16 protein-coding genes are annotated in these 25,027 nt (G+C 58.1%); 12 read left to right on the forward strand and 4 right to left on the reverse strand.

Annotated features, from left to right (window positions below; genetic code table 11):
- Positions 1-100: 100 nt before the first annotated feature.
- Positions 101-1,174, reverse strand: coding sequence for a LacI family DNA-binding transcriptional regulator (locus AB4Y89_RS00515; RefSeq protein ID WP_442298953.1), 1,074 nt, complete (start codon positions 1,172-1,174; stop codon positions 101-103).
- Between the two features lie 324 nt (positions 1,175-1,498).
- Here AB4Y89_RS00515 and AB4Y89_RS00520 point away from each other — a divergent pair, with 324 nt between their 5' ends.
- On the forward strand, positions 1,499-1,834 hold the full coding sequence (locus AB4Y89_RS00520) for a PadR family transcriptional regulator (RefSeq protein ID WP_442298954.1): 336 nt from the start codon (positions 1,499-1,501) through the stop codon (positions 1,832-1,834).
- 9 nt (positions 1,835-1,843) lie between these two features.
- Positions 1,844-4,501 carry an ADOP family duplicated permease gene (locus AB4Y89_RS00525; protein WP_442298955.1) on the forward strand — a complete coding sequence of 886 codons (2,658 nt, stop codon included), beginning with the start codon at positions 1,844-1,846 and terminating at the stop codon, positions 4,499-4,501.
- A 214-nt stretch (positions 4,502-4,715) separates the two neighbouring features.
- Here AB4Y89_RS00525 and pdxR read toward each other — a convergent pair whose 3' ends face one another.
- Positions 4,716-6,131 carry a MocR-like pyridoxine biosynthesis transcription factor PdxR gene (gene pdxR, locus AB4Y89_RS00530; protein ID WP_442298956.1) on the reverse strand — a complete coding sequence of 472 codons (1,416 nt, stop codon included), beginning with the start codon at positions 6,129-6,131 and terminating at the stop codon, positions 4,716-4,718.
- A gap of 165 nt (positions 6,132-6,296) precedes the next feature.
- Here pdxR and AB4Y89_RS00535 point away from each other — a divergent pair, with 165 nt between their 5' ends.
- The 5 genes from AB4Y89_RS00535 (at position 6,297) to AB4Y89_RS00555 (ending at position 9,932) form a co-directional block, all read left to right on the forward strand.
- Entirely contained in the window at positions 6,297-6,746 is a 450-nt protein-coding gene (locus AB4Y89_RS00535; RefSeq protein ID WP_442299334.1) for a carboxymuconolactone decarboxylase family protein, read from the forward strand.
- Positions 6,747-6,943: 197 nt separating this feature from the next.
- On the forward strand, positions 6,944-7,861 hold the full coding sequence (locus AB4Y89_RS00540; protein WP_442298957.1) for an NADP-dependent oxidoreductase: 918 nt from the start codon (positions 6,944-6,946) through the stop codon (positions 7,859-7,861).
- Between the two features lie 98 nt (positions 7,862-7,959).
- On the forward strand, positions 7,960-8,496 hold the full coding sequence (locus AB4Y89_RS00545) for a carboxymuconolactone decarboxylase family protein (protein WP_442298958.1): 537 nt from the start codon (positions 7,960-7,962) through the stop codon (positions 8,494-8,496).
- Between the two features lie 226 nt (positions 8,497-8,722).
- Positions 8,723-9,340: a nitroreductase family protein gene (locus AB4Y89_RS00550; protein ID WP_442298959.1), complete on the forward strand. Its 618-nt coding sequence runs from the start codon at positions 8,723-8,725 to the stop codon at positions 9,338-9,340.
- A gap of 46 nt (positions 9,341-9,386) precedes the next feature.
- A complete protein-coding gene (locus tag AB4Y89_RS00555) occupies positions 9,387-9,932 on the forward strand; it encodes a carboxymuconolactone decarboxylase family protein (protein WP_442298960.1) in 546 nt (181 codons plus the stop codon).
- A 255-nt stretch (positions 9,933-10,187) separates the two neighbouring features.
- Here the strand turns inward: AB4Y89_RS00555 and AB4Y89_RS00560 are convergent, their stop codons facing one another.
- Positions 10,188-13,829 carry a carboxypeptidase regulatory-like domain-containing protein gene (locus AB4Y89_RS00560; protein ID WP_442298961.1) on the reverse strand — a complete coding sequence of 1,214 codons (3,642 nt, stop codon included), beginning with the start codon at positions 13,827-13,829 and terminating at the stop codon, positions 10,188-10,190.
- 537 nt (positions 13,830-14,366) lie between these two features.
- Here AB4Y89_RS00560 and AB4Y89_RS00565 point away from each other — a divergent pair.
- Together AB4Y89_RS00565 and AB4Y89_RS00570 are read left to right on the forward strand one after the other, a co-directional pair.
- Complete coding sequence (locus AB4Y89_RS00565; protein WP_442298962.1) at positions 14,367-14,495, forward strand: hypothetical protein; 129 nt, start codon at positions 14,367-14,369, stop codon at positions 14,493-14,495.
- Positions 14,496-14,544: 49 nt separating this feature from the next.
- Positions 14,545-16,869 (forward strand): tetratricopeptide repeat protein, encoded by a 2,325-nt coding sequence (locus AB4Y89_RS00570; protein WP_442298963.1) that lies wholly within the window; start codon positions 14,545-14,547, stop codon positions 16,867-16,869.
- Positions 16,870-16,956: 87 nt separating this feature from the next.
- On the opposite strand, the gene AB4Y89_RS00575 is transcribed toward AB4Y89_RS00570, so the two are convergent.
- A complete protein-coding gene (locus AB4Y89_RS00575; RefSeq protein WP_442298964.1) occupies positions 16,957-19,101 on the reverse strand; it encodes an outer membrane protein assembly factor BamB family protein in 2,145 nt (714 codons plus the stop codon).
- Between the two features lie 133 nt (positions 19,102-19,234).
- Here AB4Y89_RS00575 and AB4Y89_RS00580 point away from each other — a divergent pair, with 133 nt between their 5' ends.
- The 3 genes from AB4Y89_RS00580 (at position 19,235) to AB4Y89_RS00590 (ending at position 25,010) form a co-directional block, all read left to right on the forward strand.
- The gene (locus tag AB4Y89_RS00580; protein ID WP_442298965.1) at positions 19,235-21,574 is read left to right on the forward strand and encodes a hypothetical protein; all 2,340 of its coding nucleotides are present in this window, start codon (positions 19,235-19,237) and stop codon (positions 21,572-21,574) included.
- Positions 21,575-21,610: 36 nt separating this feature from the next.
- The gene (locus AB4Y89_RS00585) at positions 21,611-22,693 is read left to right on the forward strand and encodes a hypothetical protein (protein ID WP_442298966.1); all 1,083 of its coding nucleotides are present in this window, start codon (positions 21,611-21,613) and stop codon (positions 22,691-22,693) included.
- A 361-nt stretch (positions 22,694-23,054) separates the two neighbouring features.
- Entirely contained in the window at positions 23,055-25,010 is a 1,956-nt protein-coding gene (locus AB4Y89_RS00590; protein WP_442298967.1) for an FG-GAP-like repeat-containing protein, read from the forward strand.
- The last annotated feature ends 17 nt before the right edge of the window (positions 25,011-25,027 follow it).

Consider the following 25,027-nt stretch of genomic DNA (forward strand, 5'->3'; position numbering starts at 1 on the left):
CGGATGCTTTTTGCCGATGACAGGATATCGGGCAACGCAAGCTTCGCGAGAGCAAGTCGAGTCGTTCCCAAACGATCGCACCGTGGTCAGAAAAAGGCGGTTATACCGGCTCGGCAGTCTTCTTGGAGCGCGGATGAACTCCGCAAGATTCGCGCACAATAAGGGTAGCCGGCAAGAGTATCTTCTCCGGTGAACGGCTAACGTCGCTCCCGGAAGTCTCAATCCGATCCAGCAGAAGCCGAAAGGCTCGCCGTGCCAGATCCACCGCAGACTGTCCGACCGTGGTAACTGGCGGCGCGATCAGGGGTGCCAGTTCGAAATCATCGAATCCTATGATTGCGACTTCGGAGGGGATCTTTACTTTTCGCTCCGAAAAAGCTCGTAGAAGATGGACTGTGGTTCGGTAATTGGTAGCGAACACCGCCGTGGGAGCGTCTTGTTTTAGACGGACGCTATCAACCCAGTTCATGGCTGCTTCTAAACAGTCGACCTTCATGGAGAGGTTCGGGCGAAGCCCGTGCGCCGACATTGCGCTTCGGTAGCCCTTCATGCGTTCCGCAACCGGATAGGCTTCGCTGTCGAAACCAACGCAGGCAATCCGTTTGTGGCCATGAGAGATCAAATGCTCCACTGCGTCTTCGGCCCCGGCCCGGTTCTCAATCAGCACAGCATCCGTTCCAAGTCCTTCTAGCGGTCGGTCGAAGGCTACGATTGGAAGCCCCCCCTCGATGACACGCTTCATGCGGTTGGCATCCAGGGTTCCAGAAGTGACTAAAAGCAAGCCTGATAGCTTTCGCCGGGCCATTAGTTCAGCCTGCTGGGTCTCCAACTCGACATCGTGCCCAGATGAAACGATCAAAGTCAGATAACCGCTTTCTCGCGCGAGCTTTTCAATCGTGTTCGCACAATGTGCGAAGAAGATGTCTGATAGATCGGGCACAATCAACCCGATCATCATTGCTCTTTGCCCCTTGAGTAGGCCGGCCGCCTCGTTCCGTTCATATCCCAGTTGCTGGATCGCGGTGAGGACTTTCTTCTTTGTTTTTGGCTTCACTGCTGGATGGTCATTGATGACGCGTGAGACTGTCATTACGCCAACCCCGGCTACTCTTGCAACTTCACGAATTGTCGGCGTCTGCCTCGGGGACTTTCCCACGCCCTTCTTTTGTGCCACTCAAAACTCCCTAACCGAGTGCCGACATCGCGACGCCTGCTTCGCCTGACTAAGCGAATGTTTTAGTTGGAACATGATATCGCAGTTTGATGATCAGCCAGTTCAGTTCAGGGAGGAGATCGCTTCTTAGGTCTCGAAAACAATCTCGCTGGTACCTCGTTTCCCGCGTGTCTTCGATCGTATATAGGAAGTCAAGTCTAGTCCGGTGGCTGCAGGGGAGAGCTAGCCTACTGATTTTCATAGATTCTAGGAGATGTCGGCTTCTCCTATTGACTGTCTATAAGAGCAGCGTTATTGTCTTATAGGCAGTCAATAGGAGACTCAATGCCCGCCACCCCTCAAACCGATCTCCTGCAAGGAACACTCGATCTCTTGATCCTGAAGGCCCTTGCGCTCCAGCAATTGCACGGCATGGGGATATCGCGCCGAATTTCACAGATTACGAACGGAGCTTTCGATGTCAAAGCAGGCTCTTTGTTTCCTGCCTTACATCGCATGGAGCAGGCGGGTTGGCTCACTTCCTTTTGGGGGGAATCGGAAACCAATCGGCGCGCGAAGTTCTATTCGTTAACGAAGGCCGGCAAGAAACAGCTTCAGACCGAGTCGGAGCGGTGGGAACGGATATCCCTCGCTATGGCAACTGCCTTGCGCACCACATAAGGAGGCTCTGTGATAAGTCGACTGCTTGCTCTTTGGAACAATATCTTCCGTAAAAGACAACTTGACCGTGAACTCGACGAGGAGATCCGGGCCTATGTCGAACTGGTGTCAGCCCAGAAGCTACAGGAAGGCATGACGCCTGAAGAGGCTTACCGTGATGCCCGCAGTGAGATGGGAGGAATCGATCAGGTCAAGCAGAGTGTTCGCGACGTCCGCATAGGAGTTTCGCTGGAGAGGCTCGCGCAGGATATCCGGTATGGTATTCGGGGCCTCATTAAGAATCCTGCTTTTTCTCTTGTCGCTGTAGCTACGCTAGCGCTCGGAATCGGCGCGAATACTGTGATCTACACGCTGATGGATTCGATTCTGCTGCGGCCGCTTCCTTATGCGCAACAGAACCGCCTGATGCGAATTTCAGGCACCACATCTCCGATGTATCCGAAAGGATGGATTCGCGCACTGGGCTCCAACTCCAAGGCGTTTACTTCCATCGCCGGCTTCGGCGCTGACGCTGAATACAATGTGTCGGTTTCGGGATTACCCGAGCGGGTCTTTGGCGCTAAGATCACCACGAATGCACTCGACACATTGGGGATTCACCCGGCGCGGGGCAACTTCTTCAGCGCCGAAGACGCCATCGCTGGCCAGGATAACGACGTGATCCTGAGCTATGGCTTCTGGCGCCAGCATTTTGGCGGTGCACCCGATGCGCTGGGGCGCACGATCCGTATTGAAGGTGTTTCGCGGCGCATCATCGGCGTGATGCCGGCGGGTGTTCACTTTCCTTATGCAGACACACAGTTCGTCATCCCGGTGTCGTTCCGCCGCGATGCCCCAACCGATCCATGGACCGACTTCGATCTGCAAGCGTTTGGCCGATTAGCCGACGGTATAACCCCTGCGCAGGCGCAGGCTGAGCTACGCAGACTGCACGGTCTCCTGTTGCCCACCTTTCCCTGGCGCATGCCGGACGTGTGGGCCTCGGACATGACAGTGTTATCGCTTCTTGAGGCCCAAACCGGGCAAATGCGTCCGCGTCTTCTGTTGCTGTTTGGCGCAGCCGGCCTCATCCTTCTGATCGCTTGCGCGAATGTAGCCAATCTAACGCTGGCACGCGCGACTGCGCGGGAGCGCGAAATTGCGATTCGAAGCGCCCTCGGCGCATCGGGGCGCCGACTCATCCAGCAGTTACTTTCAGAGAGCGTAGTGCTCGGTGTGACAGCTGGTTTTGTGGGACTCGCCGCAGCTCTTGCGAGCCTACGCATCTTTGTACGGTTGCTTCCCGCCGACACCCCGCGCATTGAAGATGTTTCGCTGCACACAAGCGACATCCTCTTTACTCTTGGAGCTTCCATCTTGACCGGAATACTCTTCGGGCTGATCCCATCCATCAAGATGGCATCCATGAATTTGCTCTCGACATTGCGAGTCGGGGGCCGCGGCATCGCCAGTCGGGTGGCCACCTTTGCCGTGTCGGTGGCGCTTGTGATTGCACAGATCGGCCTCTCGGTTGTGGTTATTGCCTCCGCCGCACTCATGCTCCACAGCCTCTACCAGCTTTCGCGGGTCGACCCCGGCTTCCGCACAAGTGGAACGGTGACCGCTGAGATCGCCCTGGACGCAGGAGCTTGCAAGGACAAAGGCCGATGCGGCTCCTTCTTCCAGACCCTGCTCGAAAATGCGCGGGGCATTGCCGGTGTTGAAAATGTGGGTATGGTCAATGCGCTACCCCTGAGCGGTCTCGACAACAACTATGTGTATGATGCGGAGAACCATCCGCGCGACCCTCGGCAGGGTGCGCTCCTGGCGAGTGGTCGAGTGGTTTCACCCGGTTACTTCGACGTTCTGGGGCTACACCTCGTACGCGGCCGTCTGTTGAATGCGGAAGACGCCTCCGGCGCCAGCCATGGAGCCGTCGTGAACGAACAAATGGCCCAGCGGCTCTGGCCCGACCAGGATCCCATAGGCAAACATCTGCTCGACGTAAACGACTCGCCCGCCCCAGCCGTTTGGGATGCCACTAAGGCGTCGGTGATCGTCGGCGTCGTGCGCAACACGCTCGAAGGCGGTCTCGCCGGCGGCTTCAACGACGAAGTGTACTTGCCAATGACGCCAGGACGCGTGCAACCAGACATGTACCTTTTGCTACGCACACATACACCGCCCGCCGCAACCGCATCGGATTTGCGACGGGTCGTGGCGAGCATCGACTCTCAGGTTCCGGTCACGCGGGTTCGGTCGCTCGATGAAGTGGTTGCGGGCTCGGTCGCCGCGCCTCGTGCCCTCGCCTTCCTGCTGCTCGGTTTCGGCAGCCTTGCGGTCGTTATCGGGGCGATCGGCGTCTACAGTCTCATCTCCTACGTCGTGAGCTGGCGCACGCGCGAGATCGGCCTGCGCCTCGCACTCGGAGCGCAGCGTTGGCAGGTTGAGATGGCGGTCGTGCGACAGGGCCTGCTTCTGGCCGGGGGAGGCTGCCTTGTCGGACTCCTCGGCACGTTTGCAATGAGCCGCCTTTTGCAGAGTTTTCTATTTGAAGTAAACGCTCTTGATCCGGTCACGTTCTGCACCGTACCGGCGCTGATGGGGATCGTTGCCGTGATGGCAGCATGGATTCCCGCGCGTCGCGCTGCCGCAGTTGACCCAATGGTTGCACTTCGTGGAGATTAGAGTCGACCTGCAATAGGCCTGACAGAAGCTGTACACGCAGCAGCCATTCAACCAATCCACCATGTTTGGCCCCCTCGCCACGAGCGTGGCTAACTCGCGGTGTGCACGGCAATTCTCGGCCAATTTCGGCTGCTTCGGTGAGCGCTCAAGCCATCGATCACGAAAATACGATCTTCCTCTATGGTGAACATGGGGAGCATCCGCCGGTACGGACTCATCGAGAGAGAATCGCTTCTAAAACCGAAACGCCCCTTTTTATCTCATTTGCATTACACCCTGCGAAGCCCAGAAACAACGCGGGCTTCTGCTCGTACCGGTTGACAAATGAGGAGATTGGACTCACTTCCAATCCGAGTTGTTCTGCCCGTCGTTTCAATGCCATTTCGGTGATACGCGTCTTGATCCAGGCCACGGTACACATCCCCGATTGCGCGTGTTCCACATCGAGCAGGCCAGAAAGACGCCGATTCGCTTCTTCCGCAAGCAGCTGCGAACGCTCCGAGTAGACCTGCCTCATCCTTCTAACGTGGCGGCCGAAGTGGCCTTCGTTGATGAATTCCGTCAGCACGGCCTGATCTAACGTCGGCGCATGGCGATCCATGAAGCTTCGTGCGACTCTAAACGCTTCAACTAACCGTTCCGGCACAACGATGAACCCAATGCGAAGAGCGTTGAAGAGCATCTTGGTAAAGGTTCCAACATAAATGACCGACCCAGATCGATCGAGATTGTGCAGTGACGCAATCGGCTTCCCGGAATAACGATATTCGGCGTCGTATTCATCTTCGATAATCCATGCCCCCGCACGCGAGGCCCAGGAGAGAAGTTCGACTCGTCTTTCTGCTGACATGACAATTCCAAGGGGAAATTGATTGGCTGGTGTTACATACACCAGACGGGCATTGGGAGATGACTTTATCGCTCTTCCAACATCGATACCGTCCCTATCAACTGGAATGGGAATCACGCTCGCGCCGGCGCTCTGAAAGGCTCGAGCGGCTCCAGGGTACCCGGGATCTTCCATCCACACCTCGTCGCCGGGATCGAGAAGCACCCGCGCCGAAAGGTCCAACGCCTGTTGCGCGCCCGATGTCACGATGACCTGTTCCGCAGAACAACGTACTCCGCGCGACTGGCCCACATATTCAGCGATGGCTCTTCGCAGCGGTGGATAACCACCTGCGTCACCTTGCCCGTACAAAGAACGCGGTGCTTTGCGATAAACGCGCGCCGCGATCCGCGCCCACTGTTCGACTGGAAACAGATCGATCGCCGGTTCGTAGCTCCGAAACGCCTTACCGATGGAATGCGAAGCAGGCTTGAGAGATGTGGTCTTAAGAAGACTCTGCGTGCGCTTTGCTATGGTCGCTCTGGAGATTGCCTGCCGGGACGGTTTTTGTTTCACCGGAGAGGTCATCTCCCACCCTGGCGCCGGTAGGACAAAGGTGCCAGCACTCACTTCCGACGAAATGTATCCCTCAGCCTGAAGTTGCTGGAATGCTGCCACGACTGTACCTCGGGCAAAGCTGTATTGTTCTGCCAGATTTCTCGTAGACGGCAACCGTGCTCCAGATTTCAGTCTGCCATCAATAATTGCGGAACGCAGCTCGGTATAGAGCCAGCGCCACATCTCCTGGCCGTCCTGCCTTGGTTCTAAGACCAGGTCTTGAAATGTCTCTCTCTTCGGCACTGTTCAGACACCTTGACTATGGACTAGTCATCCCCGCCGATTATGGACCTTCCGGCTATTCCATTCCAATATAGCCTGACTATGGGAGGAGAATACACCTTGAAGATGAGATTGGAGCCGGTGAAGGTTTCACCCCCTGCTTACCATGCGATGCTCGGATTAGAAAGCTTCGTAAGTAAGTCATCGAAGCTTGAAGGATCTCTCCTGGGACTGGTCAGGATGGGAGCGTCGCAAATCAATGGGTGTTCCTTCTCCATTGATATGTATTCCAAAGATGCGCGTGTGAATGGTGAGACCGAGCAGCGTCTCTATGTCTTGTCTGCGTGGCGAGAAACGACCTTCTTCACCAACCGCGAACGCGCGGCTCTCGCATGGACCGAAGCATTGACGCTTATCATGGAAGGCCACGCGCCGGATGAGGTCTATGCCGAAGTCCGGAAGGAATTTGGTGAAGAAGAACTGGTCAATCTCTCATTGGCGATCATTACGATCAACGGTTGGAATCGGCTTGCGATAGGTTTCCGCGCGATCCCAGGCGAGTATCAGCCAAACTAGAGCATCTTTCCTGTTGCTGGGTATCCCGGGAGGAGTGTTCAGCGGCGTTTTCATTGAGGAAAACGCCCATAGATGCAAAAGCCCTGCACTACACCTACAGGAAAAAGCTCCAACTTCGATTTACCAAGGGGCAGTTCCTATGAACAAACATGGCACGACTACCGGACAGGCAAGAACTCGACATGGGGAGGTAACCGATGAAAGCGATTGTAGCTACAGATCAGGCAGCGGGAATGGCTGGGGTAAAGCTCGTAGAGCGTCCCGAGCCGCAGGCGGCGATCAACGACGTCGTTGTTCAGGTTTATGCGTCGGGATTTACCGGGGATGAGCTGTCGTGGCCCTCTACCTGGACCGATCGTGTCGGCCGTGACCGGACGCCCTCAATTCCGGGACACGAACTGGCGGGAGTGGTCACTGCTATCGGCTATGGCACGACGGGGCTGTCGATTGGACAGCGAGTGTTCGGTCTCACAGACTGGTATCGCGACGGTACGCTGGCGGAGTATGTGGCGGTTGAGGCACGCAACCTCGCGCCGCTTCCGGGTGACGTTGACTTCACGGTGGGCGCAGCCCTCGTGATGCCGGGCTTGACCGCGTGGCAGGGGCTCTTCGAACACGGCCGTCTTCAGGCGGGACAGCGCGTCCTCGTACATGGTGCGGCCGGCGTAGTCGGTTCGATGGCGACGCAGCTCGCGCGTGATGCGGGCGCATATGTCATCGGCACCGGGCGCGCGGCCGGCCGTCAGACGGCCATCGAGTTCGGAGCGCAGGAGTTCGTCGACCTCGACAGTGACGCCCTGGAAGATATCGGTGAAGTTGACCTGGTGTTCGATGTCATTGGCGGCGAAATCGCGAAGCGGTCAGTGGGCGTGATTCGCGCCGGAGGAACGTTTGTGAGCATCACCGGTCCGGCAGAGGAACGGCCTGCTATTGGCCTGGCAGTGGATTTTGTTGTCGAATCCGATCGCTCCCAACTAAGTGGGATCGTCAGGCGCGTGCGCGACGGACGGCTGCGGACGAACATCGGCAGTGTCTCGACCCTGGACGAAGCCGTCGCTGTGTTCAATCGGACTGACCGACGCAAAGGGAAGACGATCATCTGCCCTCGCCCGTAAGGACTCGAGATTGCCTAAGCCCAGCATCTCATCGGCCCGCCTGTACATACGGTGAGCTCTTAACCCGATCCATTGATCTCACAGGAAAATTCCGAGCCATGGCACGAATCGAACTTCCCACGCGGGATCAAGCTCCCGCCGAAACCCGGGAAATTCTCGACGAGATGGAACAGCGTTTGGGATTTCTTTCAAACGGACTTCGGTTGCTCTCCATGAGTCCGCGTGTTTTGCAGGCGTATGTTGACCTCCAGACCACGATGTCGCATGTCCTCGACGCGAAGACGCGAGAAGCGGTCGCGCTGGCTGTTTCGATGGCCAACGGTTGCAAGTACTGCGTTGCCAACCACTGCTTCATCACGCATTCCAATTCTCAGACAGCGCGTGACGAGATCTCGCTCAATCTCGAAGGAAAGTCCAGCGATCCTAAGAGAGCGGCTGCTGCCGCATTCGCCAAACGAGTTATCGACACACATGGAAAGGTGAGTGATGTTGATCTCGCGGCCGTTCGGGCAGCCGGGTATGCCGATGCGCAGATTGTTGAACTCACCGCACTGACGGCCCGATACACTCTGACCAACTTTTTGAACAATATGGCTGACGTCGAGATCGATATTCCAGCCGTATCCAGCGTTTGATAGCCCGAAAATCGCGAAGCAGTTTCTGGACGTGATCCGCGCCCGGGGGAAATCCTCACCGGCATGACCGGGGCACGGCCCGGCGGTGAATTTGTTGTCGAGTCCGATCGCTCCCAGATGAGTGAGATCGTCCGGCGTGTGCGCGACGGCTGGTTGCGCACAAACATCGACGTGCGAAAGCACTCTTGTACTTCAACCTATCTCTTCAACCAATGGAGTCTCAACCATGACCAACGCCGTCATCGAATGTATCTTGAGTCGCAGGGCCACCAAGTACTACGACCCTGCCGCCACCCTGAGCGACGATCAAATCCGCGAGCTGGTGCGGATCGGCACGAGCGCGCCGACATCCTTCCATATGCAGAACTGGCGCTTCATCGCGGTTCGCACACGTGAAGCCAAGGCTCGGCTGAGTCCGCTGGCCTGGAATCAGCCACCGATCACTGATGCAGCCGTTACCTTCATCGTCTGCGGCCAGTTGGCCGATTCCAGCGTAATACCAGAGCGCCTGGCGCCCCTGGTGGAAGCGGGCATCATGCCGGAAACAACGGTGCCGGAGTGGGAGATCCCCGCACGTGATCTGTATATGAATTACCCACAGCGCCAGCGCGACGAGGCAGTACGAACCGGTGCCATCGGCGCGACGGCGATCATCTATGCGGCACGCTCGCTGGGCCTGGGTTCAACGCCGATGATCGGTTTCGATGCCGAAGCGGTGGCCCGGGAGTTCGCACTGGCCGAGAATGAAGTGCCGGTCCTGTTGTTGTCCATTGGGATCGAGCGTCCGGGAAATTGGCCGCAGAAGCCGCGCCGTCCCGTGGCCGATGTGTTGGATTTCGTATAACCCAGGTGCAAACCAATAGTGCAAACCAATAGAGTGCGGAGATTACATGCCAAGAGCTGAAGCTTTAAAGCCGGAACAGGTGCCGGCCGATTCGAAACCGACTCTCGATGCGTTCACCAGGAACATCGGGTTTACCCCAAATATGATGGCGACCTTCGCGCAGAGTCCGATCGCGTTCAACGCGTGGGCCGCGCTTTTCGGCTCCTTGAGCAAGGCGCTCGACTTGAAGACACGTGACAGCATCGGCCTCGCTGTCTCCGAAGTGAATGGCTGCAACTACTGCCTGACGGTTCACAGCTTTACGGCCGAGCATATGGCCAAGCTTCCGGCCGACGAAATCATTCTCGCTCGGAAGGGCCATGCAATTGACCCAAAGCGAGACGCTGCCATCCAGTTTGCTCACAAAGTCATCAAGACCGGCGGCAAGGTCAGTGACGCCGATCTGAAAGCTGTCCGCGACGCCGGCTACACAGATGCGAACATCATGGAGATCGTGGCGCTGGTGGCCATGTACTCCCTGACGAACTTTTTCAATAACGTATTCGATCCAGAGAAGGACTTTCCCGCCGTTACGTCAGCTGGCTCGGTTTGAACTCTAGAGCATTTTTCCTGTTGCTGGGCATCCCGGAAGGAGCGTGCAGTGGCGTTTTCATTGAGGAAAATGCCCATCGATGCACAAGCCCTGCACTACACCTACAGAAAAAAATACTCTATCCGGTTGCGTCAACCCTCTCCGAGGGCGCTCGGAAGCTTCATGTGATGCGAGCTTAACCCCAAAACCCAGATGCACCCACGAAAGATTCATGGGAGCGCATCTGGGTTTTGTATGTGCGACAAGGTGGAGCTGCTAGAACAAAAATCGTCCGGACACCTGGAGTGCTCTGGGATTGTTCAGCTGGGTTGTGATATTGCCGAAGAGAGTATTGCCAACCGATGTATTCGGATTGCCGAACTGCACGCGGTTGAAGATATTGAATGCCTCCACGCGGAAGTTGAATTTCACCTTCTCGCTGAGGGAGATGTCCTTGTAGACAGACATATCCCAGTTGGCCTGGCCCGGGCCGCGCAACGTGCTATCGGTACGCGACTCGTTGCCGTATTGGAAGCGATTGAAGACGTACGGGTTGCTGACACTCTGCTGCACGAAACAGGCCGTGTTGAAGTAGGTCGTCTTTGCTGAGTTTCCTCCCAGACGGTCATACGCCGATCCGCTGGTCGTCTTGGTCCCATTGCAACCGTTCGCACTGGAGACGTACATCGGACGCATCGATCCCAGAAACGCGTAGGTTGAGAGCGTATTGGTGGCATTTGAGAGAGCGAGCGGAAGGCCTTTCTGGAAGGTTGTAATGCCCTCCACGCCCCATCCGCCGAGCAGCCCGTTGCCGAATCCGGAGAGGTTAGACAGGAACCGTTGGCCTTTTCCGATTGGCAACGGATAGACATAGCTGACTACGAGACGCTGCCGGGCGTCGAAGCTCGATAGCGCGTACTCGCCCGGAAGGTTGTTGTAGTCCGAATACCCTGCCGATCCGGTTGCGTCGAGCCATGCGGTGAGGTACTCGGCGTTGGTCAGCAGCTTGGAGAAGGTGTACGACCCGAGCAGTTGTCCGCCACTGGCCATGCGCTTCTGCAGTTTCACCTCCAGCGAATGATAGTTACTGAGGCCGGCATAGTGACCGCTGTTGGAGATGCTGCCGTAATGCGGGAACGGGCGTAGCAACTGGTTCCTGGTTACGGTGGAATTCTTCAACGTTCCCTGGGTGATGGTGGGGTAGAAGGGATTAGCCACCTTCGCGTTCAGGAAGCAGTTATTGATATTGCCCGATGAACAGTCAGGATCGGCAGCTGCCTGCGCCACAACGCTGTCCGGCAATGGATTGATGGGGAGGCTGATCGGCAGATTCTCCCCACGCAGGCCGGCATACGCTGCAGTCAACGCCATACCAAGCGGGAACTGATGCTCGACAGAGAGGTTCCACTGATACGTGTAGCCGTTCGGCTCATTGGCATAGAGAGCCTGTGCATTGCCGCCCAGGAGCACCTGCTGATAGTTCGGGTTCCGGTGCGGTGGGCCCTGCAGCCCGCCCGGATATGGATTGTCCAGCGTGTCATACGGCGTCTGCTGGCCGTCAACTGTATTGACCATCAGGTTGTTCAGGAAGTTGACGCCTGCCTGCAGCGGGGCGCTGGGAAACTGCAAGTCCGCCGGTACAAAGAACTTGCCGAATGCTGCCCAGATGACGTTGCTGTCGTTGACGCGATAGGCAACGCCGATGCGCGGTGCCCAATCGGTCCAGTTCTCGTTATAGACGCCGGCCGCGGGATGCTGCGGCGAACTGACCAGGTCGTAGGCGCCCGGCACGTTCACCACGGGGTTGATCTCCTTGGGATTGAAGGTGTTGGCCCAACCGCGCCGTGAGCGGAAGGTGCCCGGCACTTCGTAGCGCAGCCCGAGGGTTGCGGTCAGCTTATTGGTTAACTGCCAGGTGTCCTGTGCAAAGTAGCCCTGGTAGTAGAGGGTCTGATAGGTAGGCGGCGCAACCTGCACTGTCTGTCCGGTATTGGTCGATACATATCCCAACTCAAAGGAGGCGAGGGGGTTTCCCGTCGCTCCCGGCGATCCTGTGCTCTGCGAGGTAAAGATGTTGTCGAAAGTAAAGATGCCACCCGGATTGTTGTTCTGGAAGTAGTTCATCTCCAGCCGGCGCAGATCAATGCCGAACTTGAACGTGTGCCGGTTCCATATCCGTTGGTAGGTCGATGCGATGGAATAGTTGTTGTTGATCGAGAAGATGTATCCCGCAGAGCCCTCATAATAGCTGATGGGTCCTCCAGTGCTTATCATCGGCACCGCGGTAGACTTCGGCAGATTATTCAGCGAGCCGAAATTCATATACGACGGCCAGCCGAAGGCCGTGGCTTCATTAAGGCCAATGTTGGTTGGAATACGGTTGTAGTTCCACCGCAGATAGCCGAGGCGCACATCGGCTACCGACTTGGGGCTGAAGACGTACGTGTCGCCGAAGACGATCTGTTTGGTGGTAAAGACCTCCGGCGCCAGAGCAATGTAATACAGGTTATTGTTGGGGAACGGCTGGGGGTCGATGTTCTTCGAACTCCATGCGGTGTAGCGCTCAAACATCGTCTGTTTAGCACTGAGGTTCTGATCGCCGCGGATCGTGTACTGATCATTGATACCGCCGGCGGTGGCCAGTCGCGAAAAGTTGTTCAATGGTCCTTGGGCGGACGGTGTTCCTGGCACGTTCGGCTCCCCGTAGATGGGAAATGCGATCAGGTTTTTGGAAACCCCGTTCATCCTGCTCGGTGGGATGACATTCGGTGTGCCGTTGTAGGAGAACTGTTGCCGCGTAGGAGCCGTCCCGGCGTTCTGGGCCGCTGTACAAGGTGGATTGACTGTGCCGTTCCTCAGCGTAGTTCCGCATGTCGTCAGCGGATCGTAGATTGGAGCACTGATGCCGGAGAAATCACCCCTCAACTCCGCCAGGGTAGGAACGGTGACGAGAACCAGTTGGCCGTTGGTCTGGCGGTAGCCCTGGTAATCACCGAAGAAGAAGAGCTTGTTCTTCATCAGCGGTCCGCCAAGATTGGCGCCGAACTGGTTCTGGTGCCATGCCTGTTTTCCGGAGTTATTTCTCTTCGCGAAAAAGCTGTTGGCGTTGAGCACCGTGTTTCGCAGGTACTCATACGCCGTTCCATGGAAGGCGTTGGTGCCGGATTTGGTGCTCATGTTGATCACGCCGCCGGTGTACTTGCCGAACTCCGCGGTGTTGTTGTGCGTCTGGACATTGAATTCCTGAATACTGTCCTGGTCCATCACCAGCTCGACGGCATTGCCATAGGACGTATTCACTGAGACGCCGTCCACCAGGACCGATCCCTGGTTGGAGTTGCCGCCGCCGATCTGGAAGTTGCCGGCCGCGAATACATTCTGTCCGCTCAGGTTCGTATTGGACGCACCCTGCGGCACAACGCCCGGCACCAGCGCCACCAGCGCCAGCACGTTACGGCCGTTGAGGGGCAGATCGCGTACAGCGGTGCCTCCAATCACCTGGCCGAGCGATGCGCTGTCGGTCTGCATGACGGGCGGCGCATCAGTCACCGTCACTGTCTGGTTCTGATCGCCGACGGACATGGCGACGTCGACGCGCGCCACCTGGTCCACAACCACGTCAATGGGGCTGCGCGAGAAATGTTTAAAGCCGGCGGCTTCGATGTCGACTGAGTATTCGCCGCGCTTCAGTGAGAGTACCTGGTAGTTGCCCTGGCCATCGCTGGTGATGCTGCGCTTGTCGCCGGTGGCAATGTTGGTGACAGTGATGGCCGCGTTCGGAAGTACGGCCCCCGACTGATCGCTTATCGTTCCGACGATCGAGCCGAAGATATTTTGAGCGTTTGCTGAAATTGCGGAAGCGCCTGCAAATACGAGGGCGAACGCAAGTATCCGCAATACTGCTTTTGAAATCCGCATGGTAGCCTCCAGTAATTCGTACAGTGCTATGTGCGACTGAGAATCGTTGCATAATACGCAAATTAAATAGCGCGTTACACAATAGTGGTGGCACTGTAGGCCGACCGTGGAGCGATTGTCAACGCTGAAGTAAACGTTTTTTCAAAACTTTTGACCAACGCGCCTTCCACTTGGAAAAGGCTCGCGCTCAAGTGGGCTGACCACTTTGGCGTCGACAGACGTCATTGACGTACCGCCACCACTACTCATCGTAAGAAAATCTTCAAGTAAACGTTTTTCGGAGATCTTTGACCAGCATGTGTTCCGCTTGGCAACGGTTCGCGTTCAAGTGGGCTGACCACCCCTTAGAGCATTTCTCCTGTTGCTGGGTATCCCGGCAGGAACGTGCAGCGGCGTTTTCATTGCGGAAAACGCTCCATAGATACATAAGCCCCGCACTGCACCTACAGGAGAAATGCTCTAGCTTCAATGGAAGTCACTGAGACGTACCATTGCTGCCACTCACGGTAGTTCGCATCTCCAGGCCAACATCTGACCATGGCGGCCCCTCGGTCCGCTTCGTCTGGCTCAGGTTCCACGCTGCTGGTTGTCGACCTGAACAAAGATGGCGTCGCGGATATCGTGACCGGAAACAAGCTGGGCGCTTTTATTTATCTTCCGGGGTAAACCACGGCCGGCAGCCGCAAAGCATAGAGACCCTGATAGTCTGCCGTGCATGAGCAGCACGTTGAGAGGACCCGACTCCGCGGGACCGGGCACAGAACGATCGCGATATCGGTGGTGGATTCTCGCCGCCGGATCGGTGGCTCTACTCGGGACCGGCGCCCTTTGGTACACGCGGAGCCGCATTCCTCCATCGCAGCCGTCAGGCCTGCGGAGGGCGGGCTATGTGGATTCCTCTGCCTGCAGCGAGTGTCATGCCAATGTTGCGAAGACCTACCGGCTCGCGGGGATGGCGCGCACCTTTCACAGGCCGAGCGAACAGACCGTAATCGAGGATTTCAAGCAGGCGAATCGTTTTGTCCACAAGGCCTCCGGACTGACCTACACGATGATCGATCGCGATGGAAAGTTCTACATGCGGCGCTCTGCAATCGGCTTCGACGGAAAGGAAGCTGATGTTCTGGAAGAGCAGATCGACTATGTTGTCGGTTCCGGAAACCATGCGCGCGCCTACCTGCACCGGACGGAGCAGGGAAGGCTGGTGGAATTGCCGATCAACTGGTATCTGGAGAAGACCGGATCCTGGAACATGAGTCCGGGGTTCGACCAGCCCGACCAGCCGGACATGCACGGCGCCGTGAGTTCAGAGTGCATCTTCTGCCACACGGCGTATCCGCTGGCAGATGATCGAAAGACAAAGGACGACGAAGAGGTGTTTCCGGCAACGCTGCCGGAGGGGATCGACTGTCAACGCTGCCATGGGCCGGGAGCGGCACATATCGCTGCGGCGCGTGCCAAAGCCAGCGATGATCGGATATCCGAGACCATTGTCAACCCGAACAAGCTCAGCCGTGAACGACAGCTTGAGGTCTGCATGGAGTGCCATCTGGAGACGAGTGCGCGCCATATACCAAACTCCATACGTAACTATGACCGCGATCTGAATTCCTATCGGCCGGGTAAGCCGCTGGCAGATTACAAAACTTATTTCGAACGCTCGAAGGACGTCAACGACTTTGGCTTCGAGACAGCTCATGCGTCCTACCAGCTTCCGCAGTCCGCGTGCTTTCAAAAGTCGCAGATGACCTGCTTGACCTGCCATGACCCGCACGATATTCCGCGCGGAGAGGCAGCCACGCGCTCCTATGTCGAGGTCTGCCAGAGCTGCCACGCTTCAACAATAGATCTGGCGAAGGACTCTGCTCACAAAGGCGTGGTGATAAGGACGGGCAGCAATTGCCTGACCTGCCACATGCCGAAGCGACGGCCAGAAGCTTCTGTCCATGTGTTGCTGACAGATCATTGGATCCAGCGCCGTCTTCCGCCGGGCGACCTGCAAGCGCCGATTGCGGAGAAGGCCTTCGTGCCGGACCGCACCAAGGTGGGAATTTACTATCCGAAGCCGGCGACGCGGAGTGACGCCGATCTCTATCTTGCGGTCGCGCAGGTAAATGATGCCGGGGTCGACGGAACTGGAAATTTACGTGCCATCTTAGACCGCGAACATCCCAAATGGCCTGAGCCGTATGCGACGCTGGGCAAGGCTTACGCTCATGCCGGCCAGACGGCTGCCGCGGTGAAGGCGTTTCAGCAGGCGCTTGACCGTCGCGCGGAGGACGCCGACGCACTCGAAGGAATGGCCAACGTCCTGCTCGCTGCCGATCGCAAAGACGAAGCGATCGCGATGCTCGAGCGCGGCGCGAGACGATACGTCAATGACGACCGTTTTCTACTGAAACTCGGCAACACATATTTCAGACAGGGCAAAATTTCGGAGGCGCAGGACGCTCTGCATAAGACTCTCGCAGTCAATCCTGAAAACGTGGAGGCTTACAACCTTCTGGGGCTTTGCGGCGTTCGGTCCGGCGACACGCGGGATGCCGAGCAGAACTTCCGCGAGGCGATTCGCCTCGAACCGCTTCTGCCGGGGCCGCACAACAACCTCGCAACCCTGCTGGTCGGTAGACAGGAGTTTCCTGAGGCTGAGTTCCAGTTCCGGCGTGCCCTTGCTCTCAATCCGCAATCTGCGGATGCACACCACGGGCTGGGGTTGCTTCTGATCTTGACGAAGCGCGGGGAGGCGGCGGGAACGGAGTTAGAGAGCGCAGCAGCGGAAGCACCAGGCAGCGCGCAGATTTGGGTCGACCTAGGCGATCTGCGCAGCGCCCAGAGGCGCAGCACTGATGCGGCTGCGGCGTATGAGCGGGCGCTCTCGATCAATCCTTCGCAGCAGGATGCCAATCTTTCACTGGGGCTCATCCTGCTGGAGCAAGGGAAACGCAAGGATGCTGTACTTCACCTGACCGTGGCAGCACAAGGAGCCGATCCGGATGTAGGGCGTCAGGCGCAGAGCATCCTCGTTCAGGTGGGGCGGTGAACCCCTCAACGGAGGGCCACGGGGTACCGCACACCGACTGAATGTTGTGAGAGCGGAGAGCCTGACGAAGTCAGCAATTCCTGCGAGTCACGGCAGCTGCCACACCCATAAAACAGAGGTCGGTTCAGGGCGCATATATTCCGCCGATGCTCGAACTGCGCTGCTGCCGATCAGCCCAGGATTGCCGGCGATCATGGCGATGTACTGCTTCCCATCGACCATATAGGTGATCGGGAAGGCGTTGGGCACGTCCTGGACGCGGGTCTCCCAAAGCACCTTTCCATCGCGGTCATCGAAGGCGCGGAAATAGCGGTCGGCAGAAGCAGAGAACAGCAGGCCGCCCGCGGTCGTGAGCTTCGCCGATGACTGCATCACGTGAGATTTGATGTCCATCGTAAATTCTTTACTTTTTAGATCGAAACCAACCATGCGATCCGGCGAATCTCCGCCCTTCCCGGTACAGACATCATTAATGGAGAGATAGTAGCGATTGGTGTTCGGATCGTAAGAGCCGGCCAGGTAGTTGCGGGCTCCATTGTTGCTCGGGCAGCGGCGTACTCCCTGGGGAAGCACTGGGGGAAGAAGCGTCTTGGCGCCGGTCTTCGGGTCGAAGGTGAAGATGTTCTGCGCGCCGGGATCGCGCCCGAAGAGCCATTGGCCGGTTGCGGCGTCCACTGCTTCAATCACGCCGGGCTTGCCGGCCGTGAGCACCGCCTTGCGCTGCTGCCCCTGCCACTCCACGGGAGCGATGATGCGCTCGAAGGCATAGTCCTGGTCATAGGTATCGTTGGGCAGGTACTGGTAATACCAGACGAGCTTTCCTGTGTCCGGATTGAGGGCCAGCGTGGACTCGACATAGAGCGAGTCGCCATGGGTGCCGCCGTCAGGATTGTAGGTGCCTCTGTCGATCGACGACCAGGGGAAGGGCGAGCCGACGCCCACATAGAGCAGGTTGAGGTCGCGGTCGTAGCTGGGTGGTATCCAGATCGATCCGCCCCATCGCTTATTGGCAGGCACGTTGTTCCATGTCTCGTCTCCTGGCTCGCCAGGCTGCGCAATGGTGTTGAAACGCCACAACTCCTTGCCGTTGTCGAGGCTGTACGCAGCGACAAAACAACTTGAGCCGCCGGGTGCGCAGCCACTGGCACCCATGATGACCTTGTTGTTGACGACCAAAGGACCGCCGTTATAAACGCGGTGGCTCTTGATGTAATCGTCAGTCGCTACGTCCCAGACCACCTTGCCCGTCTTTGTGTCCAGGGCAATGATGTGCATGTCCGTCGTGGGGAAGATGAGCTTGTCGCCGCCAATGGCGAGGGCCCGCTTGGTTCTGTAGAAGACATCGCGGTGGTACGAGGCAGGAATGTCGTGATGGAAACTCCAGAGGAGGTTCCCGTTGCGCGCATCGAGCGCCTGCACCGTCTCGCCGAAGTTCCAGACGTAGAGGATGCCGTCGTGTACCAGCGGCGTGAATTCGGTAAAGCCGGTGGAGTTCAGGCCCCAGGTCCATGCCACCTTCAAGTTCTTCACGTTGTCACGATTGATTTGGTTGAGCGGACTGTAGCCCCAGGCGTTGTAGGTGCGGCGCCACATCAGCCAGTCGGCGGGAGATGGATCGCGCAGCATCGCATCGGTGACGGGAGTGACCCCATCGAGCGGAGAGCTAAGCTGCTTCAGGTGCATCTGTGCAGCCGCATCGAGTCCGATTCCTGAGCGGTCCGTGATGTTCAGAATTTCGCGAGGGCCGTTGTTGCCATAGCGGCCACCAATCTGGTCCGGTACGCCCATCACTGCCGGTGCACTTGGGTTCGCCTGCCCGCTGAGGACCTCTCCGACAGGAGCCGGCGAGCCGGCGGTCAATGCCTGAGGCCGCCCTGGCGCCCCATTGCGCTGGAGGATGAACGCCAGTACGGCAAGGGCATCTTCACGGCTAAGCGATCCGGGACTCGTCAGGGGCATGGTCTCGGAGATCGTTCCGAATAGCTCAGCCACCGTCCTCGACTGCCACTGCGACTGGAAGGTATTGCCAGAGAGGGCCTGCGCGTTGAACGAGCCCTGTAGGTTCTCTCCATGGCAGGTGGCGCACTTCGCGCTATAGACGGCGGCTCCGTGTTCCGTCTGCGCTGTGCCTGCGCCGGAGGTGGCCTGCGCCGCCGCGGCGACCTGACCCATTGTGGCAGTTCCGTAAATCAAAAATCCCACTCCGCAGATCAACGCGGCAAGTGTCCGCATGCCAACCTCCTTCTCAAGCCATGTTTATCGCCAGAACTTTATGGCGCTCAATCCTAACAAGTAAACGCTTACTTGGGGTATATAGTGCTGTGGTCGAGTTCGGCTCCATCTTTTGCGAGGCGAGGCAGATGAAATGAAGATGAACATCATCGGCACTACTTCCCGCCGGCCAACCGCTGCTTTCCTCGTACTAGCAGCGCTATCCCTGGCAATCTCTCTTCCGGTAGTCGCCCAGCCGATTAACCTCGGGCGGCTGCAGACCGGCGCGGCTATAACATTTACCCGCACTGCATCCGGCGGATGGGGCATTGAGATCACCGGCGGCCTGGCTCCGCGCATCGCACAACCGAAGCCCGCGGCCATTGAGATCTACCGCGCTGACGACGACATCCGCGAACTCTCAGCCGGTTACAAGACCATTCGCCGTACCGCCACTGGAATCGATGCCACAGCCGACGTGCCCTCAGCCGATGGAGTCGTTTTCCATGTGCATGATGTCTGGGGCTTGAGCGGCGGTGTGCTCTCTGTTCGCCGTGAGGTTAGGGTGCAGGGCAATGCCTCGGGCGGCTTCAGCTCTGCCATCGACCTCTCGCTCGACCGCGCCGTCGGCTGGACTGACATCAACTTCATGGCGCCGGGTGCGATCTATGCCGATCCCACCTACGACGGCGATCGCTCTCCCGGCGGAACGCTGACCTACAACGCGCGGCGGCTGGTGATGCGCGAGGACATCCTCGCCGCACCGCTGTTCGCACTCTCTTTTCAAAACGGCGCCTCCATTGCAATGCTCGATCCCCACCCGCGTGGCGACTCGATCGAAGAGGAGACGAAGCTCACGAAGCTGGTGATGATCGACCCACGCATCCAGTTCGGCGCGATGGGCACGTGGCAGGCAGAAGATGGCGCAGTCCAGCTTGGCTTTCGCTACCCCTCCACCAGCACGGACTTCGGCGGTGGCCGGCCCGCCGGCGCCCGGCCTGTCACTTCGGAGACGCGCGCTTCTACCACTCCTGCGCCTCTGGCAACGTCCGGCACTCCGCCCGCCATGCGCTGGATACGCCGCTACCACCCCATCAGCGACCGCTTCACGCACACTTACGAGGTCCGCTTCCGCTTCGGTGAGAACGAGTCCTTCCGCGACGTGACGCGCGATGCCTGGCGCTGGGCGTGGAACACGCTAAATCCTCCCGTGCTGGACCTCGACGTTAATCTCGTTCGTCGCGTGCTGCTCGATCATCTGGAAGCAAATGCCATGACCATTGACGGCCGCACCGGCATGCCGTTCGTGCTCAATACGACGCAGGAGATGACGCAGTGGAACCGGACGATGATTGCCATGGGGTTTGTCGGCAAGAACCTTGAGTGCGCCGACCAGTTGCTGCAGGAGGGTGACCGCGACCACACCGAACGCGGCCGGAAGATGCGTGAGACCGGTCTCGCCATCATCGCGTCCAACATTACGGCGCTGCACTCCATTCCGCTTGAGGCAACGGGCTACGACCTCAGAACAGGCAAGCCGTGGGACCACATCTGGGTCGCGCCCTGGCTGCGCAACGCGACGGAAGATATGACCACACTGATGCACGCGTATCAACGTGAGCAGGCTCTAGGCCGCGAGCACCCGGAGTGGCTCGCGTGGGTCAAATCGTACTCCGACTGGCTCGTCGAGCAGCAGCGGCCCGACGGCTCGTACCCACGCCGTTGGAAGCCAGGCACGAATGAAGTCATGGAGCCGACCGGCACTAGCGGCTACAACGTCGTGCCGCTCTTCGTGCTGATGACGCAGATCACTGGCGACCCCAAATATCAGGCCACCGCCATTCGCGCGGCGGAGTATGTCTGGTCCACGTGGGGCACACGCGGGCTCTTCATCGGCGGCGCCAGCGACAACCCCAACATCACGGACAAAGAAGCGGGCATGTTGAGTCTAGAGGCCTACCTCGCACTCTACGATGCAACGAAAGACCCCAAATGGCTGGATCGTGCCAAAGCCGCCGGCAATTTCGCGGAAAGCTGGATCTGGATTTGGAACCTTCCCATGGCTGCCGATGCCGACGACGCGCAACTGCATTGGAAAAAGAGCGTGCCCACGGTTGGTCTGCAGGACATCACCGCGGCCAACACCGGCAGTACCGACGAATATCTCGACTGGGCCGTGCCGTCCTATGCCCGCCTCTACAAGGAGACTAGAGATCCGCACTATCTCGCTGTTGCGCGCGTGCTGCTGATGGACACTAAGTCCATGGTTGCGCTGCCGGGCCGGCAGTATGACATGAGAGGCCCTGGCTGGCAGCAGGAAAATTTCCGACTTGGCCCTGGTCCGAACGGCCGCGGCGTAGGCTCGCACCGGCACTGGCTGCCGTGGGTCTCCGCAAACCATCTGCACGGCATCGTCGGCCTGGACGACTACGATCCGGCCCTGTACAAACAACTCTCTGCAAGACCGGCCGCGAAGAGCACCGCGAAGGAGTAGTTGCGCCGGCTCGTATTGGCGCCAAGAGGAGTATCCATGATTCGTGACACACGCGCCCTCCTGCTAACGTTGTCTTTCATTCTGGCGGGTGCAGCGGCCACCCACGCCTCCGATCCGTCCATATCGTCGGCGCTGCCACCGGCCAATCCGCTCAAGGCCAGAATCACGAACGGCATCGTCACGGCGAAGCTCTATCTGCCCAGCGCAGACAAAGGCTACTACCGCTCGACGCGTTTCGACTGGTCGGGAGCCATCTACAGTCTCACTTATAAAGGGCACGAGTACTACGGTCCGTGGTACGACAAGATCGATCCGACGGTCATCAACTGGGTCCACCGCGATGGACTGGTCGTGTCCGGGCCGTGCAGCGCGCTCATGGGGCCGGCGAATGAATTCCAGAAGCCGCTTGGGTTCGACGATGCCAGGACCGGCGGCACCTTCATCAAGATCGGTGTCGGCGTGCTGCGCAAGGATGACGGCCCTTACAACAGCTATAAGCCATACCCTGTGCTCAACCCGGGAAAGTGGACCATCCGCAAGTCGCGCAATCAGATCGTCTTTACGCAGGAGCTCTCCGACCCCGACTCGGGCTACGGCTATATCTATCGCAAGACGGTGCGTCTGGAAAAAGGCAAGCCCGAGCTGACCATCGAGCATAGCCTCAAGAACACCGGCAAACTCGTCATTGACTCCAATGTCTACAATCATAATTTTGTCGTGCTCGACCATCGGCCTCCAGGCCCGGACTTCACCTTCCGCGTGCCGTTCTCGATCCACATTGCACCTCCGGCACCCGGTCGTCCTCCGCGCGTCAATAACTTCACAGTGGTGCGCGACAATCAGATCGTCTACCTCAAGCCGCTCTCCGGCGTAGACGAGGCGGTCGTCGCCATCCAGGGCTTCGGCGACTCCGCCAAGGACAATGAGGTCGTGATGGAGAACAAGAAGGTCGGCGCAGGCCTGAAAATCTCGAACGATCGCCCGCTCAGTCGCGAGCTCCTGTGGTCCATCCGTACAGTCCTCGCCGTTGAGCCGTACATTGCCATCAACGTACAGCCAGGCAATGAAATCACTTGGACAGACACGATCGACTACTACACAATGACAGGGGCTCGGTAGAGCTGGTTCATTCCAGACTCGGAGCTATTGCGTAATATGCAAATACAATAGCGCTTTACACAACAGTTACGGCACTGTAGGCTGACTGCTGTGCAAATTTGTCAACGTTGGAGTAAACGTTTTTTTTGAATACTTTTCACCAGCATGCGTTCCCGCTTGGCAAGGGATCGCGTTCAAGTGGGTTGACTACTTTGGCTTTTACAGATGGCACTGGCGTACCGCTACAACAACGGACCATAAGGAAATATTCAAGTAAACGTTTCTCCAGAAAAGCTATTCGACTTGCCTCTCTTCCGTGCGGGAGAAAAGCAGGTTCTGGATAGGTGACGAGGACGCCGAAGTGCCCCTGAGGAAGTTCGATATGTGGAAGTTGGTCGACTGTACAGCAGTCGTAACGATCTTTGGCATGGCCTTCTTAGCTCCTTCTGCGAAGGCAAACAGAAACTTCGTACCGGACTGGACCTTTCAGGGGTCATCGCTGGCGCAGTTCCACACGCTTGGCGACGTCGATTGGCATGCAGAGAACGGCGAGATTGTGGGTGTTCCGCGTAGTCCGGCAGGCGGCTGGCTCATCATGGATAGGCCACTTCAGGACACGCAGTTCGCTGCGACCTTTCGCTGCACCGGCGGTTGCAAGGCGGGGGTGCTGTTGCGCACGCAGACGACGACGGACGGAATTCATGGCGCATACGTGGCACTTCCGGATGGGCAAAACCCCGCAGGTAGCTTTGCCTTGAAGCTTGATGCGCAGGGTCGCGAGCTTTCACGGGAACCGCTCAAACCTGCAGGCGGCATGGTGCGTGTTATGACCCCGCCCACGGCGCCGCGCACTTCGCCTCCGGCGCGGCCGGGTGGCGGTCCAATGCGTTTTCCCGGCAACGGTCTTCCGCCAGGTTCGCCCTACACGCGGCCGGACTACTCCTACCATCCTGGCGAATGGACGCCACTGGAGATCATCCTCGATGCCAACATCATGCGCGTATGGCTGCACGATGGACCGGAGGGTGGGACAGCTAACGGTGAGGCCGATGACGATGTAGCGTCGTTTGGTCCGGTGGCGTTTTACGTTGGCGGCACTGGGGAGATACGTTTCAAAAACGTAGAGTTCAAGGACCTGGGACGGCGCGTTCTGCAAGGCGAGCAAATCTCCAGCCGATTCCGCATGCAGCACATCAACGACTTTTATTACGGGTGGTCGGCGACGGCCGCCGATGTCAACCACGACGGCGTTCTCGATATCATCTCCGGTCCGTTCTATTATCTTGGTCCGGACTACAAGATTTCCCGCGAGATCTTTCTTAGCAAGACGTCCGATGTGACCTCGCAGCTTACACCCAACATGGTGAACTTTGCGTATGACTACACCGGCGACGGTTGGCCGGACCTGCTGGTCTCAAAAGGCAGGGCCATGTCGCTCTATGTGAATCCGAAGGGTGAGCTTCGGCGATGGGACCGATATGATGTGCTGCCCACCGTATGGGGCGAGGTCGTCGCCTTCAAGGATGTCAACGGAGACGGTATACCGGATGCCGTCTACGTTGGCGGTGGTTACGTGTGTTGGGCTACTCCCGATCCCAAAAATCCAACGGAGCCTTGGATCGTGCACAAGGTATCTGAGGAAGGCTATAACGTCCCCGCGCAGCATGGCATCGGCGTGGGAGACATAAACAGCGATGGCCGTATGGACATCGTCTCTCCGCACGGCTGGTGGGAACAGCCGCCAACCGGAACGCCCGAGAGACCATGGCCCTACCATCCCGCGGAGTTGGGGCGCTGGCCACGCGCCGGGGGTAGTGTAGGCGGCGCGGAGATGGCTGTATATGACGTCAATGGAGACGGGCTCAACGACGTCGTCACCAGCCTGGAGGCTCATGGATGGGGGATCGCCTGGTTTGAACAAACGCATGACAAAAACGGCACGATCTCTTTTGTCAAGCACATGATCATAGACGACTACTCCACAAAGAACGTCGGCGACGTGACGTTCTCCGAGCCGCATGGAGCAACGATCGCCGATGTGGACGGTGATGGTATTCCCGATTTCATTGTGGGTAAGCGCGTTTTCTCGCACCAGGAGAGCTATACAGATCCAGACCCGTTTGGGCCGGCGGTGCTGTACTGGTTCCGCACGATGCGCAACCCGAATGCCCCCGGACGGGCCGAGTTTAAGCCTGAGCTGATTCACAACCGATCTGGCGCAGGGTCTACGATCCTGGCGACCGATCTGAATAACGATGGCGCTGTCGATATCGTCACGTCGACCAATCGAGGAACCTTTATCTTCTGGGGCAAACCGAAAGCAAGAACCAGGAGGTGATTTCAGGATGGGGAGAG

The organism is Terriglobus sp. 2YAB30_2 (assembly GCF_052114765.1).
GTDB lineage: Bacteria > Acidobacteriota > Terriglobia > Terriglobales > Acidobacteriaceae > Terriglobus.